This is a genomic window from Klebsiella pasteurii, assembly GCF_018139045.1.
GTDB classification, from domain to species: Bacteria; Pseudomonadota; Gammaproteobacteria; order Enterobacterales; family Enterobacteriaceae; genus Klebsiella; species Klebsiella grimontii.
Genome location: NZ_CP073236.1, coordinates 2,522,609 through 2,536,629, shown reverse-complemented (window position 1 = coordinate 2,536,629; position 14,021 = coordinate 2,522,609). Strand labels below are relative to the sequence as shown.

16 protein-coding genes are annotated in these 14,021 nt (G+C 55.3%); 13 read left to right on the top strand and 3 right to left on the bottom strand.

What is annotated here, in order from left to right; all coding sequences use genetic code 11:
• The first annotated feature begins 19 nt into the window (after positions 1–19).
• The 11 genes from rpoE (at position 20) to acpS (ending at position 9,550) form a co-directional block, all read left to right on the top strand.
• A complete protein-coding gene (rpoE, locus tag KCG39_RS11815) occupies positions 20–595 on the top strand; it encodes an RNA polymerase sigma factor RpoE (protein WP_004104583.1) in 576 nt (191 codons plus the stop codon).
• Positions 596–627: 32 nt separating this feature from the next.
• The gene (gene rseA / locus KCG39_RS11810) at positions 628–1,278 is read left to right on the top strand and encodes an anti-sigma-E factor RseA (protein ID WP_004123700.1); all 651 of its coding nucleotides are present in this window, start codon (positions 628–630) and stop codon (positions 1,276–1,278) included.
• Positions 1,278–2,234: a sigma-E factor regulatory protein RseB gene (rseB, locus tag KCG39_RS11805; protein ID WP_004123691.1), complete on the top strand. Its 957-nt coding sequence runs from the start codon at positions 1,278–1,280 to the stop codon at positions 2,232–2,234. The genes rseA and rseB overlap by 1 nt, the downstream gene beginning before the upstream one ends.
• Positions 2,231–2,710: a SoxR-reducing system protein RseC gene (gene rseC, locus KCG39_RS11800; RefSeq protein ID WP_004123689.1), complete on the top strand. Its 480-nt coding sequence runs from the start codon at positions 2,231–2,233 to the stop codon at positions 2,708–2,710. Before rseB ends, rseC begins: the two co-directional genes overlap by 4 nt.
• A gap of 185 nt (positions 2,711–2,895) precedes the next feature.
• Positions 2,896–4,695 (top strand): translation elongation factor 4, encoded by a 1,800-nt coding sequence (gene lepA / locus KCG39_RS11795; protein WP_142445882.1) that lies wholly within the window; start codon positions 2,896–2,898, stop codon positions 4,693–4,695.
• Positions 4,696–4,709: 14 nt separating this feature from the next.
• A complete protein-coding gene (gene lepB / locus KCG39_RS11790; protein ID WP_004123684.1) occupies positions 4,710–5,684 on the top strand; it encodes a signal peptidase I in 975 nt (324 codons plus the stop codon).
• Between the two features lie 224 nt (positions 5,685–5,908).
• Positions 5,909–6,589 (top strand): ribonuclease III, encoded by a 681-nt coding sequence (gene rnc / locus KCG39_RS11785; protein ID WP_004104573.1) that lies wholly within the window; start codon positions 5,909–5,911, stop codon positions 6,587–6,589.
• Positions 6,586–7,491: a GTPase Era gene (era, locus tag KCG39_RS11780; RefSeq protein ID WP_004123681.1), complete on the top strand. Its 906-nt coding sequence runs from the start codon at positions 6,586–6,588 to the stop codon at positions 7,489–7,491. The genes rnc and era overlap by 4 nt, the downstream gene beginning before the upstream one ends.
• A 198-nt stretch (positions 7,492–7,689) precedes the next feature.
• Positions 7,690–8,427, top strand: a complete 738-nt coding sequence (recO, locus tag KCG39_RS11775; protein WP_004134893.1) for a DNA repair protein RecO — start codon at positions 7,690–7,692, stop codon at positions 8,425–8,427.
• Positions 8,428–8,438: 11 nt separating this feature from the next.
• Positions 8,439–9,170: a pyridoxine 5'-phosphate synthase gene (gene pdxJ / locus KCG39_RS11770; protein ID WP_004123677.1), complete on the top strand. Its 732-nt coding sequence runs from the start codon at positions 8,439–8,441 to the stop codon at positions 9,168–9,170.
• On the top strand, positions 9,170–9,550 hold the full coding sequence (acpS, locus tag KCG39_RS11765) for a holo-ACP synthase (protein WP_004123676.1): 381 nt from the start codon (positions 9,170–9,172) through the stop codon (positions 9,548–9,550). The genes pdxJ and acpS overlap by 1 nt, the downstream gene beginning before the upstream one ends.
• 28 nt (positions 9,551–9,578) lie before the next feature.
• On the opposite strand, the gene KCG39_RS11760 is transcribed toward acpS, so the two are convergent.
• Both KCG39_RS11760 and KCG39_RS11755 read right to left on the bottom strand, forming a co-directional pair.
• Positions 9,579–9,839 (bottom strand): YfhL family 4Fe-4S dicluster ferredoxin, encoded by a 261-nt coding sequence (locus tag KCG39_RS11760; RefSeq protein WP_004114478.1) that lies wholly within the window; start codon positions 9,837–9,839, stop codon positions 9,579–9,581.
• 162 nt (positions 9,840–10,001) lie between these two features.
• Entirely contained in the window at positions 10,002–10,850 is an 849-nt protein-coding gene (locus KCG39_RS11755; RefSeq protein WP_004123673.1) for a MurR/RpiR family transcriptional regulator, read from the bottom strand.
• A gap of 208 nt (positions 10,851–11,058) precedes the next feature.
• On the opposite strand from KCG39_RS11755, the gene yfhb reads away from it, so the two are divergent.
• Together yfhb and tadA are read left to right on the top strand one after the other, a co-directional pair.
• Positions 11,059–11,694 carry a phosphatidylglycerophosphatase C gene (gene yfhb, locus KCG39_RS11750; protein ID WP_049112997.1) on the top strand — a complete coding sequence of 212 codons (636 nt, stop codon included), beginning with the start codon at positions 11,059–11,061 and terminating at the stop codon, positions 11,692–11,694.
• 58 nt (positions 11,695–11,752) lie between these two features.
• Positions 11,753–12,259, top strand: a complete 507-nt coding sequence (gene tadA / locus KCG39_RS11745) for a tRNA adenosine(34) deaminase TadA (RefSeq protein WP_208431108.1) — start codon at positions 11,753–11,755, stop codon at positions 12,257–12,259.
• Here the strand turns inward: tadA and mltF are convergent.
• The gene (gene mltF / locus KCG39_RS11740; protein ID WP_004123664.1) at positions 12,256–13,872 is read right to left on the bottom strand and encodes a membrane-bound lytic murein transglycosylase MltF; all 1,617 of its coding nucleotides are present in this window, start codon (positions 13,870–13,872) and stop codon (positions 12,256–12,258) included. The two genes, tadA and mltF, sit on opposite strands and share 4 nt — an antisense overlap.
• Positions 13,873–14,021: the final 149 nt, after the last annotated feature.

Here is a 14,021-nt window from a genome sequence, read left to right as displayed (position 1 = left end):
TGGGGAGACATTACCTCGGATGAGCGAGCAGTTAACGGATCAGGTCCTCGTTGAACGGGTCCAGAAAGGAGATCAGAAAGCATTTAACCTGCTGGTGGTGCGCTATCAGCATAAGGTTGCAAGCCTGGTCTCCCGCTACGTGCCGCCGGGCGATATCGCTGACGTTGTTCAGGAATCGTTCGTCAAAGCATGGCGTGCGCTGGATTCTTTCCGGGGGGATAGCGCTTTTTACACCTGGTTATATCGCATCGCCGTCAACACGGCGAAGAATTATCTGGTTGCTCAGGGCCGCCGTCCGCCATCCAGCGATGTTGACGCAAATGATGCTGAAAACTTCGAAAGTGGCGGGGCATTGAAAGAAATTTCGAACCCTGAGAACTTAATGTTGTCAGAAGAGCTGAGACAAATAGTTTTTCGTACCATTGAATCGCTCCCGGAAGATTTACGCATGGCAATCACCTTGCGGGAGCTGGATGGCATGAGCTATGAAGAAATAGCCGCCATCATGGATTGTCCGGTGGGCACAGTGCGTTCGCGCATCTTCCGGGCGCGAGAAGCTATTGATAATAAAGTTCAACCGCTAATCAGGCGTTGACGATAGCGGAATACTGGAAAAGGGTATCAGGCATGCAGAAAGAAAAACTTTCGGCCTTAATGGATGGTGAAACGCTGGATAACGAACTGCTCAACGAGCTGGAGCGTTCATCTGAAATGCAAAAAACCTGGGAGAGCTACCATCTCATCCGCGATACGCTGCGAGGCGATACGAGTGAGGTGCTCCATTTTGATATCTCAGCTCGCGTCATGGCCGCCATTGAAAACGAGCCCGTTCGTCAGACGGTTCCTCTTATTCCTGAATCTCAGCCCGCGCCGCACCAGTGGCGACAGATGCCTTTCTGGCAAAAAGTACGCCCATGGGCCAGCTCGCTCACCCAGATGGGCGTTGCCGCGTGCGTATCCCTCGCTGTGATTGTCGGCGTCCAGCAGTATAATGGCCATTCTGATTCATCTCAGCAGCCGGAGGCGCCGGTGTTTAACACTATGCCGATGATGGGCAAGGCCAGCCCGGTTAGCCTGGGCGTACCGGCTGAGGCTTCAGCGGGTAGCGGTCAGCAGGCTCAGGTGCAGGAACAGCGCCGCAGAATTAATGCTATGCTGCAGGACTATGAATTGCAGCGTCGCCTGCATGCGGAACAGCTCCAGTTTGGTCAGGCCCAGACTCAGCAAGCCGCCGTTCAGGTACCGGGCTATCAAACTTTAGGAACGCAATCGCAGTAATGAAGCAACTTTGGTGTGCCATGTCGCTCATGGCAGGCAGCCTGTTCTTCTCCGTCAACGCCTCGGCTGATACATCGTCCGGGGCGTTGTTGCAGCAGATGAACCTGGCCAGCCAGTCCCTCAATTACGAACTCTCTTTCGTCAGCATCAACAAGCAGGGCGTTGAGTCGCTGCGGTATCGACACGCTAAACTGGATAATCGCACCCTGGCTCAGCTCCTGCAGCTTGACGGACCTCGTCGCGAAGTAGTGCTGCGCGGAACGGAAATCAGCTACTTTGAACCCGGGCTCGATCCTTTTACCCTGAACGGCGACTATATCGTTGATTCGCTGCCATCGTTGGTCTATTCCGACTTTAAACGTCTGTCGTCCTATTACGACTTCATTTCCGTAGGGCGGACGCGTATTGCCGATCGTTTATGCGATGTCGTGCGCGTCGTGGCTCGCGATGGCACCCGCTATAGCTATATCGCATGGTTAGACGCTGAAACTAAGCTGCCTCTGCGCGTTGATCTGCTTGACCGCGACGGCGAAACGCTTGAGCAGTTCCGGGTCGTCTCGTTCAACGTGGGGGATAACGTGAGCGCCAGCATGGAAACCCTGTCTAAAGCGAATCTGCCTCCGCAGCTGTCGGTGCCGGAGGGGGGCAATAAGGCCAACTTCAACTGGGCGCCAACATGGCTGCCGCAGGGGGTTGCCGAAGTGTCCAGCAGCCAGCGTCGTCTACCCACCTTCGATGGTCCGGTTGAGTCCCGTTTGTATTCCGATGGGCTGTTTAGTTTCTCTATCAATATTAATCGCGCCACCGCGAATAGCAGCGATCAGCTGCTGCGTACCGGGCGTCGTACCGTGGCGACTACCGTGCGTGATAATGCAGAGATAACCATTGTTGGCGAGCTACCGCCGCAAACGGCGAAGCGTATTTCCGACAGTATTAAATTCAGGGCAGTCCAATGATTAAAGAGTGGGCGACGGTTGTTTCCTGGGATAATGGCGTTGCGCTGGTTCATTGCGATGTGAAAGCCTCCTGCAGCAGCTGTGCTTCCCGCGCAGGCTGCGGAAGCCGGGTGCTGAATAAGCTTGGGCCGCAAACCAGCCATACCATTAGCGTTCCCTGCGAGCAGCCGCTGTCGGTCGGGCAAAAAGTGGAACTGGGCATTGCTGAGAGTAGTCTGCTTGGGTCGGCAGTACTGGTATATATGGCGCCGTTAGTCGGATTGTTCGTGATGGCATCGATATTCCAGGTGCTGTTTGCCAACGACTTTGCCTCGCTATGCGGGGCAATTCTGGGCGGCGTGGGCGGGTTTCTGGTCGCACGCGGTCTTTCGCCGGGTCTAGCCTCCCGGCAGTCGTGGCAGCCGGTTATTATCAGCGTCGGCTTGCCGCCAGATTTAGTCCGCATCGAGACGCCTTCCTCCCAACTGGGTCAGTGATTTCACTGGCCCTTATCTTTATTTACAACTCCCGCAAGAACTCATCATTTACTCCGGTTATGCTAGCGGTAAGAGCATTTCCTGGTTTCGTGGATGTAGTGTAGAATGCGGCGTTTTCGGATTAAAAAACGTCAGGCACAGAACAGCGGCCTCATGATTCGCGTAAGGCATAATTAACTCTAAATATGAAGAATATACGTAACTTTTCAATCATCGCTCACATCGACCACGGTAAGTCGACGTTGTCTGACCGTATTATCCAGATTTGCGGTGGCCTTTCCGATCGTGAAATGGCAGCCCAGGTTCTGGACTCCATGGATCTTGAACGTGAGCGCGGTATCACTATCAAGGCGCAGAGCGTCACCCTGGATTACAAAGCGGCCGATGGCGAAACCTATCAGCTGAACTTTATCGACACCCCCGGCCACGTCGACTTCTCTTATGAAGTTTCTCGTTCGCTTGCCGCCTGTGAAGGCGCTCTGCTGGTGGTTGATGCTGGCCAGGGTGTAGAAGCCCAGACGCTAGCTAACTGCTATACGGCGATGGAAATGGACCTGGAAGTGGTTCCGGTCCTGAACAAAATTGACCTGCCCGCGGCCGATCCGGAACGCGTGGCGGAAGAGATTGAAGACATTGTCGGTATTGATGCCACCGATGCGGTACGCTGTTCAGCGAAGACCGGCGTTGGCGTCCCAGATGTGCTGGAACGCCTGGTGCGCGATATTCCGCCTCCGGAAGGCGATCCGGAGGCGCCGCTGCAGGCGCTGATCATCGACTCCTGGTTTGATAACTACCTCGGCGTCGTTTCTCTGGTGCGTATCAAAAATGGCACCATGCGCAAAGGCGATAAAATTAAGGTGATGAGCACCGGGCAGGTGTATAACGCCGACCGTCTGGGGATTTTCACGCCGAAACAGGTTGACCGTACCGAGCTGAAATGCGGCGAGGTAGGCTGGCTGGTTTGCGCCATTAAAGACATCCTCGGCGCGCCGGTCGGCGATACGCTGACGCTTGCGCGCAACCCGGCAGAGAAAGCGCTACCTGGCTTCAAAAAGGTGAAACCGCAGGTGTATGCCGGCCTGTTCCCGGTAAGCTCAGATGATTATGAGAACTTCCGCGACGCGCTGGGCAAACTGAGCCTCAACGATGCTTCACTATTCTACGAACCGGAGAGTTCTACCGCGCTGGGCTTCGGTTTCCGCTGCGGCTTCCTCGGTCTTCTGCATATGGAGATCATCCAGGAGCGTCTGGAGCGTGAATATGACCTGGATCTGATCACCACGGCGCCGACGGTAGTCTATGAAGTCGAAACCACCTCGAAAGAGGTTATCTACGTCGATAGCCCGTCGAAGCTGCCGCCGCTGAACAATATCCAGGAGCTGCGCGAGCCGATCGCTGAGTGTCACATGCTGCTGCCGCAGGAGTTTTTGGGCAACGTCATCACCCTGTGTATCGAAAAACGCGGAGTGCAGACCAACATGGTCTACCACGGCAATCAGGTGGCGCTGACCTATGAAATTCCGATGGCGGAGGTGGTGCTCGACTTCTTCGACCGTCTGAAGTCCACCTCCCGCGGCTATGCGTCGCTGGATTACAACTTCAAGCGCTTCCAGGCTTCCAACATGGTGCGTGTAGATGTGTTGATTAACGGCGAGCGCGTGGATGCGCTGGCGCTGATCACGCACAACGACAATGCGCCGTACCGCGGCCGCGAACTGGTAGAGAAGATGAAAGAGCTGATCCCGCGTCAGCAGTTCGATATCGCTATCCAGGCTGCCATCGGTAACCACATTATTGCCCGTTCTACCGTGAAGCAGCTGCGTAAAAACGTCCTCGCGAAATGCTATGGCGGCGACGTCAGCCGTAAGAAAAAGCTGCTGCAGAAGCAGAAAGAAGGTAAGAAACGCATGAAGCAGGTCGGCAACGTTGAGCTCCCGCAGGAAGCGTTCCTCGCCATTCTGCACGTTGGTAAAGACGGCAAATAACCTAAGGAGTTGGCATGGCGAACATGTTTGCCCTGATCCTGGTCATCGCGACTTTGGTGACGGGTCTGTTGTGGTGCCTGGATAAGTTTATCTTTGCGCCAAAACGTCGCGAAAGTCAGGCTGCTGCCCAGGCGGCGACCGGCGACCAGTTAGACAAGAAAACGCTGAAAAAAGTTGGCCCGAAACCGGGCTGGCTGGAAACCGGCGCTTCGGTATTCCCGGTTCTGGCGATTGTGCTGGTGGTTCGCTCATTTATTTATGAGCCCTTCCAGATCCCATCCGGGTCGATGATGCCGACGCTGCTGATCGGCGATTTTATTCTGGTTGAGAAGTTTGCCTACGGCATTAAAGATCCGATTTACCAGAAAACGCTGATCGAAACCGGGCATCCGAAACGCGGCGATATTGTGGTCTTTAAATATCCGCAAGATCCGCGCCTGGATTATATCAAGCGCGCGGTCGGTTTGCCGGGCGATAAAGTGACCTACGATCCCATTGCTAAACAGGTCACTATCCAGCCGGGCTGTAGTTCTGGCCAGGCCTGCGGCAACGCGCTGCCGGTCACTTACTCCAACGTTGAGCCGAGCGATTTCGTTCAGACCTTCTCCCGTAGCAACGGCGGGGAAGCGACCAGTGGTTTCTGGCAACTGCCGAAAGGCGAAACCAAAGCCGATGGTATCCGCCTGACCGAACGTAAAGAAACGCTGGGCGAAGTGACGCACCGTATTCTGACCGTACCGATTGCTCAGGATCAGGTGGGGATGTATTACCACCAGTCCGGCTTGCCGCTGGCGACCTGGATTGTTCCGCCGGGCCAGTATTTCATGATGGGTGACAACCGCGATAACAGCGCCGACAGCCGTTATTGGGGCTTTGTGCCGGAGGCGAATCTGGTGGGTAAAGCGACCGCAATCTGGATGAGTTTCGAAAAACAGGAAGGCGAATGGCCTACCGGTGTACGTTTATCGCGTATCGGCGGTATCCAGTAATTTTCCTGCCTTATTCACGCTGCCGCCGCAATAACGGCAGCGTGAAATATTTAAGATTTAAATCTATTCAAACTAACGACATCCCTTGTCGTTGCGTATAGAATATCCCCCCGAAGTTTTAGGTTGTCTCTCGTAAGATTGACACAGCACACGAAACCGCGTTGGTTTTTACTCAGGTCGGTTTCGTGTGCTGCATTTTTGACGCATTCATCTATTGGTAACGCATGAACCCCATCGTAATTAATCGGCTTCAACGGAAGCTGGGCTACACTTTTCATCATCAGGAGCTGTTGCAACAGGCATTAACTCATCGCAGTGCCAGCAGCAAACATAATGAGCGCCTGGAATTTTTAGGTGACTCAATATTGAGCTTTGTGATCGCAAACGCGCTCTATCATCGTTTCCCTCGGGTAGACGAAGGTGATATGAGTCGCATGCGCGCGACGCTGGTGCGAGGCAACACGCTGGCAGAAATTGCCCGTGAGTTCGAATTAGGCGAATGTCTGCGTCTTGGGCCGGGTGAATTGAAAAGCGGGGGCTTTCGCCGTGAATCGATACTGGCGGACACCGTTGAAGCTCTAATCGGCGGGATTTTCCTCGACAGCGATATTCAGAACGTTGAGCGTCTTATTCTCTCCTGGTACCAGAGTCGTCTGGATGAAATCAGCCCTGGTGACAAGCAAAAGGATCCGAAGACCCGCTTGCAGGAATATCTGCAGGGGCGTCATCTGCCGCTGCCGTCGTACCTGGTGGTACAGGTTCGCGGTGAAGCGCACGATCAGGAATTTACTATCCACTGCCAGGTTAGCGGCCTGAGTGAACCGGTGGTTGGCACGGGTTCTAGCCGTCGCAAGGCGGAGCAGGCTGCCGCCGAACAGGCGCTGAAAAAGCTGGAGCTGGAATGAGCGAAGAAAAAAACTACTGCGGATTTATTGCCATCGTTGGTCGTCCAAACGTGGGCAAATCCACATTGCTGAACAAGTTGCTCGGGCAGAAGATCTCTATTACTTCCCGAAAAGCACAGACGACGCGTCACCGCATCGTCGGTATTCATACTGAAGGCCCGTACCAGGCGATCTACGTCGATACCCCGGGTCTGCATATGGAAGAAAAACGCGCGATAAACCGCCTGATGAACAAAGCGGCAAGCAGCTCCATTGGCGACGTTGAGCTGGTTATTTTCGTCGTTGAAGGTACCCGCTGGACGCCGGACGACGAGATGGTGCTCAACAAGCTGCGCGACGGCAAAGCGCCGGTGATTCTGGCGGTCAACAAAGTCGATAACGTACAGGAAAAAGGGGATCTACTGCCGCATCTGCAGTTCCTCGGCAGCCAGATGAACTTTCTCGATATTGTGCCGATTTCTGCGGAAACCGGGCTGAACGTTGATACTATCGCCGGAATTGTGCGTAAGCATCTGCCGGAAGCGATTCATCACTTCCCGGAAGATTACATTACCGACCGTTCTCAGCGCTTTATGGCTTCCGAGATCATTCGCGAAAAGCTGATGCGTTTCCTCGGCGCAGAACTGCCTTATTCCGTCACCGTTGAAATCGAACGTTTTGTGACCAATGAACGCGGCGGTTACGATATCAACGGTCTGATCCTGGTTGAGCGTGAAGGCCAGAAGAAGATGGTGATTGGCAATAAAGGGGCCAAAATCAAAACTATCGGTATCGAAGCGCGTAAAGACATGCAGGATATGTTTGAAGCGCCGGTTCACCTCGAACTGTGGGTGAAAGTGAAATCCGGCTGGGCTGATGACGAACGCGCGCTGCGCAGTCTCGGTTACGGCGACGATCTCTAAGTTTGGATACTCTATGGCTTTCGAGGTGCAGGCCAAAACACAAAGTGTTTTGAACAGCGCTTGCGCTGGCTCCGAAGGAGCGAGGCCGGAGGCTGAGTCACGCGGCAAGACCGCGAGTACCCGGGAGCTTACTTCAGTAAGTGACTGGGGGGAGTGGGCGCAGCCAGCGCACCTGCGGCTTGAAAGACGACGAGTATGATGGAAGGCTGGCAACGCGCTTTCGTACTGCATAGTCGTCCCTGGAGCGAAACCAGCCTGATGCTGGACGTCTTCACGGAAGAATCCGGCCGCGTGCGCCTTGTGGCTAAAGGCGCACGTTCCAAACGTTCCAACCTCAAAGGCGCGCTTCAGCCCTTTACTCCCTTGCTGCTTCGCTTTGGCGGGCGCGGCGAAGTCAAAACGCTGCGCAGCGCGGAAGCCGTCTCGCTGGCCCTCCCTCTCAGCGGTATCACGCTCTACAGCGGCCTTTACGTCAACGAACTGCTCTCTCGCGTGCTTGAGCATGAAACGCGCTTCTCCGAACTCTTTTTCGATTATCTACACTGTATCCAGTCTCTGGCTGGCGCAAGCGGCTCGCCGGAACCGGCGCTACGGCGTTTTGAACTGGCGCTGCTTGGGCACCTGGGGTATGGCGTGGATTTCCTGCATTGCGCCGGCAGCGGAGAAGCGGTTGACGATGCGATGACCTATCGCTACCGTGAAGAAAAAGGCTTTATCGCCAGCGTGGTTATTGATAACAGCACCTTTACCGGGCACCATCTTAAGGCGTTGGCGAGCCGTGAATTTCCGGACAGCGATGCGCTGCGCGCGGCAAAACGTTTCACACGTATCGCCCTGAAGCCCTATCTGGGCGGGAAGCCGCTAAAAAGTCGCGAGCTTTTTCGTCAGTTTTTGCCCGCGCGGGCAGCGCGAGCCGATAAAACAAATAACGATTAACGAGGATTGTCATGGCTGAATTACTGTTAGGGGTCAACATTGACCACATTGCGACATTACGCAACGCCCGCGGTACCGCTTATCCTGATCCGGTACAGGCGGCATTTATCGCCGAACAGGCCGGCGCCGACGGTATTACCGTCCACCTTCGCGAAGATCGTCGCCATATTACCGACCGCGATGTCCGTATTTTGCGCCAGACGCTGGATACCCGCATGAACCTTGAGATGGCGGTGACGGAAGAGATGCTGAATATCGCTTGTGAGACTCAACCTCATTTCTGCTGTCTGGTGCCGGAAAAGCGCCAGGAAGTGACCACCGAAGGCGGGCTGGACGTGGCGGGCCAACTCGATAAAATGCGCGATGCCTGTAAGCGTCTTGCCGACGCCGGCATCCTGGTTTCGCTGTTTATTGATGCGGACAACGCGCAAATTAAGGCGGCAGCGGACGTGGGCGCACCCTATATCGAAATTCACACCGGCTGCTACGCCGATGCGCAAACCGACGCCGAGCAGGCAAAAGAGCTGGAGCGTATTGCCAAAGCGGCGACCTATGCCGCCAGCCTGGGGCTGAAGGTCAATGCCGGTCACGGCCTGACCTACCATAATGTAAAAGCCATTGCGGCGCTGCCGGAAATGCACGAGCTGAACATCGGCCACGCGATTATTGGCCGTGCGGTGATGAGCGGCCTTAAAGAGGCGGTTGCGGAAATGAAGCGCCTGATGCTGGAAGCTCGCGCCTGATGGCTATTCTCGGACTGGGTACTGATATCGTTGAAATCGCCCGTATTGAAGCGGTGATTGCCCGCAGCGGTGACCGTCTGGCCCGTCGCGTACTGAGCGATCACGAGTGGGCGATATGGCAACAGCATCAGCAGCCGGTCCGTTTTCTGGCTAAGCGTTTCGCCGTTAAAGAAGCGGCGGCCAAGGCGCTTGGCACCGGCATCCGCAATGGCCTGGCATTTAACCAGTTTGAGGTTTACAACGACGAGCTGGGTAAGCCAAAGCTACGGTTGTGGGGCGAAGCGAAGAGTCTGGCTGAGCGACTGGGCGTCAGCAGCATTCACGTGACGCTGGCCGACGAACGTCACTATGCCTGCGCTACGGTGATTATCGAAAGCTAGACTGGCCGGATAACGCCATCCGGCAATATCACAGTTTGTCCGCGTGGTGCAGCAGGACAAACTTATCCCACAGCTGCTCTTCATTTTCGTTATGGGCTGGATCTTTCAGGATGGTATTTGGGATCGGACACACCTTCTGGCAGGTCGGCGTATCATAGTGGCCAACGCATTCGGTGCAGCGGTCGCTGTTAATTTCATAAATGCTATCACCCATGGATATCGCCTCATTCGGGCACTCAGGCTCGCACATATCGCAGTTGATACATTTTTTGGTGATTAACAGCGCCATCAGGAAATTCTCAGAAACAACACAAACAGGGCGGGCATTATACGCCTATTTTCTGCCCGGACCAGCTCTTTTCAACCGCGGGGCGACCATCCGTAGCGGAGAAATTTTGCCCGGCTTGAGCCAATAAGAGAGAGCTTCTGCCAGTGGGCAGGGCACTCGGGGTTACACCAGCTTTTTCACCAGCGCTTCGCTGTGGCGAATCCGCTCCGGAGCGTGCTCAAGATCCTGCTGCACCAACCCCATAAACAGGAGATCGGTCAGCATCATCTGCGCGCTGGTGGAGGAGATCGCGGCGCTGCGCGTGGCCTGCTCCTCCGCAATGGTGTACAGGCACAACGTAGCCTGCTGCTGAAGCGCGTTGGGGTTAAAACCGGTGATCGCCAGGATCTGGCTTCCTACCCGTAACGCTTCACCCGCCGCCATATTGATCTCGCGTCGTTCACCGGAGTAGGAAATGGCCAGCAGCAGATCGTCCGGGGACATCGCCTGTACCGTTGCCAGCAGCGCGTGCATATCCTGTTCAGAGACGGCGTTAATACCGATTTTCATCAGCTTCCAGCTAAAGTTTCTCGCCACCAGGCCCGATGCGCCGATACCGGTAATGATCACCCGTCGGGCGTGGCGCAGCAGCGTGACGGCTTCCAGCAGCTTCTCTTCGGTGTTGACGTCCAGCGAGGCGTGCATAGCCGCGATGTTATCCTTAATCAGCTTTTCGCCAACCAGCCGAAGAGGATCGTCGCCGCGAATCTGATTATGTACCGGTACGGACTGCGGCGTAGGGGCGCTTGCCAGGGCTTCGCTCAGCGCCAGCTTTAACGCCGGGAAGCCTTTGAATCCCATCTTCTGCGCAAATTTCACTACGCTTGACTGACTGACGCCGGCTTCGCCCGCCAGCTGCTGTGAGCTGAGGTGGCGGGTTTGATCCGGTTGAGCCAGAATGAAATCGGCCAGTTTTTTATCGCTTGCGGCCAACGTAGGGTAGCGCTGGCGAATACGGGTCAAACAGTTCATAGCGGCTCCGGAGGACAGCTTCACCCTCGGCTGAAAGAATTTTGTATTCGATTATAAGAGGATTATCGCGAATTAAAAATTCTATCCTAAGATTTCTCTGCAAGCGCGTTTTCTTAATCCGGATTCAACGACAGCGTATGTTTTCGCTATTCGCGACGTAAGGCTGTTAAGCTACTGGTTATCGGGCGATCGTACATGGGAGTAGGTTTTGAATAGCAGCACGCGGAGAGTGGTTTTTTTTGATCTGGATGGAACCTTGCATCAGCAGGATATGTTCGGCAGCTTTTTGCGCTTTGTCCTGCGCCATCAGCCGCTGAATGCGCTGCTGGTGCTTCCTTTATTGCCTGTTATTGCCGCCGGGCTGATGTTGTACGGTCGCGCCGCGCGCTGGCCGATGAGCCTGCTGCTGTGGGCTTCAACCTTCGGACGCAGCGAGCGTCACCTTAAACGGCTGGAGGCGAGTTTTGTTCGCTGGTTTCGCCAGCACGTTACGGCATTCCCGATTGTTCAGGCGCGGCTTAGCCATTATCTGTCCAGCACGGACGCCGACGTCTGGCTGATTACCGGTTCGCCGCAGTCGCTGGTTGAGCAAGTCTATTTTGATACCGCCTGGCTACCGCGGGTCAATCTGATTGCCAGCCGGATGGAGCGGCGCTGCGGCGGCTGGGGCTTAACCCTTCGCTGCCTCGGCAACGAAAAGGTGGCGCAGCTGGAACAGAAAATAGGCGCTCCGCTGCGATTGTATAGCGGCTACAGCGACAGCGAGCAGGACAACCCGCTGCTCAATTTTTGCCAGCATCGCTGGCGGGTGACGCCGCAGGGCGATCTTCAGCAGTTAGAATAGTGTGCAATACATAGCGCCCATGTATAATGCGCCCCGCTTTTCTGCAGGAGTGCTCGCTTTGTCTGACCATGAATTAAATGATGAATACTGGATGCGTCACGCCCTGACGCTGGCCAAACGCGCCTGGGAAGAGGGCGAAGTGCCGGTCGGCGCCGTGCTGGTGCATAATCATCAGGTCATCGGCGAGGGCTGGAACCGGCCAATCGGCCGCCACGATCCGACCGCGCACGCCGAGATTATGGCCCTGCGTCAGGGCGGACTGGTGCTGCAAAACTATCGCCTGATTGACGCAACGCTGTACGTTACCCTTGAGCCCTGCGTGATGTGCGCCGGAGCGATGGTGCACAGCCGTATTTCCCGGCTGGTATTTGGCGCCAGGGATGCGAAAACCGGCGCCGCCGGGTCGCTGATGGATGTGCTGCATCATCCGGGCATGAATCATCGGGTAGAAATAACGGAAGGAATTATGACGGAGGCCTGTTCCGGCATGCTGAGCGATTTCTTTCGCTGGCGGCGCGAAGAGAAAAAAGCGCTGAAGCGAGCTGGCCAGCAGGCGCAGGATTAATGCCCGGCGCCGGGAATTTTTAATTTTGCGTTATCAACCAGCGTTTCGGCGCGAAAGTTGAAAAAGGACGAGGCGTACTGTTCCGGTTTATCCAACTCATCCGGCATGACCGCTGGGTAGTGTTCGCCCAGGGCCGCCATCTGCGCGTCTTTTCTCTCTTTTTCAGAGAGATAGCCCACAAGGCTAATATGATATTTGCGGATGTTTTCAACGTAGGCGTAGGCTTCGTGCCCGCGCGCAAAGCCGTACTTCAGGCGGCTATAGTAGTTTTTCTGGCTTAACAGCGGCAGACGCTGTTTTACATCGGCCCAGCTATTCGGGTCGCCTTTCTGCTTTTTCGTCAGCGCCATCGCGTCAAGCATGTGCGCGTAGCCCATATTGTAAGCCGCCAGCGCAAACCAGATGCGCTCGTCCTGCGGCACCGACTCCGGCACTTTATTCATCATATCCTGCAAATAACGCATACCGCCGTCGATGCTTTGTTCGGCGTCGGTGCGATCCGTCAACCCCAGGCTTTGGGCCGTATTGCGGGTCAGCATCATTATTCCGCGCACGCCAGTAGGGGAGGTGGCCTGCGGATCCCAGTGCGATTCCTGCCACGAGATGGCCGCCAGCAGCCGCCAGTCTATCTGCCGGGCATATTTTTCAAACATTGGCTGCAGGTCCGGGAGAACGCTTTCCACGGCGCGCAGGAAGGTGCGGGTATCAACGTAATCAAAATCGTTGCCGTGGCCGAGGTATTTCTCCTCCAGCCTCGCCAGGGTGCCGTCTTCATTAATATTATTGAAGAAATCGAGCATTGCCGCCGACAGGGAATTATCTTCGCCTTTTTCGCTAAACCAGGTGACCGGCTGCTCGTCGCTGATATCGAGGGCGACGGCCAGCTCCGGGTGAACGCGCTGGAACAGGCTGACGGCGACCGAATCCGCCACGGTATAGTCGAGCTTGCCATCGATGACCGCCTGCATTAGCGCCGTCGTCCCGCGTTTATCGTCCACGCGCCAGTCGAGGTCGGGATATTTTTGCTCTTTCAGCCCCTGGAGATCGTTAATCGCCACGTGCCCGGGAGCGATCGCCAGCTGCGCCGCGGTAAGATTTGCCAGGGTGCGCGGGCGCAGGTTGCCTTTGCGATACACCAGCTGTTGCGAAACGGAATAGTAGGTCGGCCCGACCTGATAGTTTTTCACCCGTTCGGAGTTGTAGACCAGACCGGCAGCCAGCATGTCGGCTTTGCCTTCATCGAGATCGTCGAAGAGCTGGCTGATATTCTGCCTGACGGTGACTTTGAGCTCGACGCCGAGGTAGTCGGCAAACTGCTGCGCCAGCTCATAATCAAAACCGTAGGATTTATCATTGAGGGTCGCGAAGGTCATCGGCGAATTAATGGTGCTGATGCGCAATTCTCCGCGCGCAATGATCCCCGCCACGCGGTTTTCTGGTTTACCCATCCACGGGAGAGACGGCCACAGGGCGGCCGCCAGCAGGAGGGTCACAATGCCGATGAGCAGATAATTAATCTTTAGTTTTTTCAGATAGTTAATCTTCTGCAGCTTTGGGTTCCTCAGCAGATTATGACCAGAAAAAGTAAAAGGTTGTCTTAGAATGAGCGGCATTTTGCTTAAGAATGCGTCAGTTGGCAACTTATTCGCGAGATGAGTCACATTAATTGATAAACCCCGGCAATCATTTTATTTCTACGCAAACGGTTTCGTCGGGGCGCAGGATTCACTATAATGGCGCCCGTTTCCCCCCTGGCTCACCA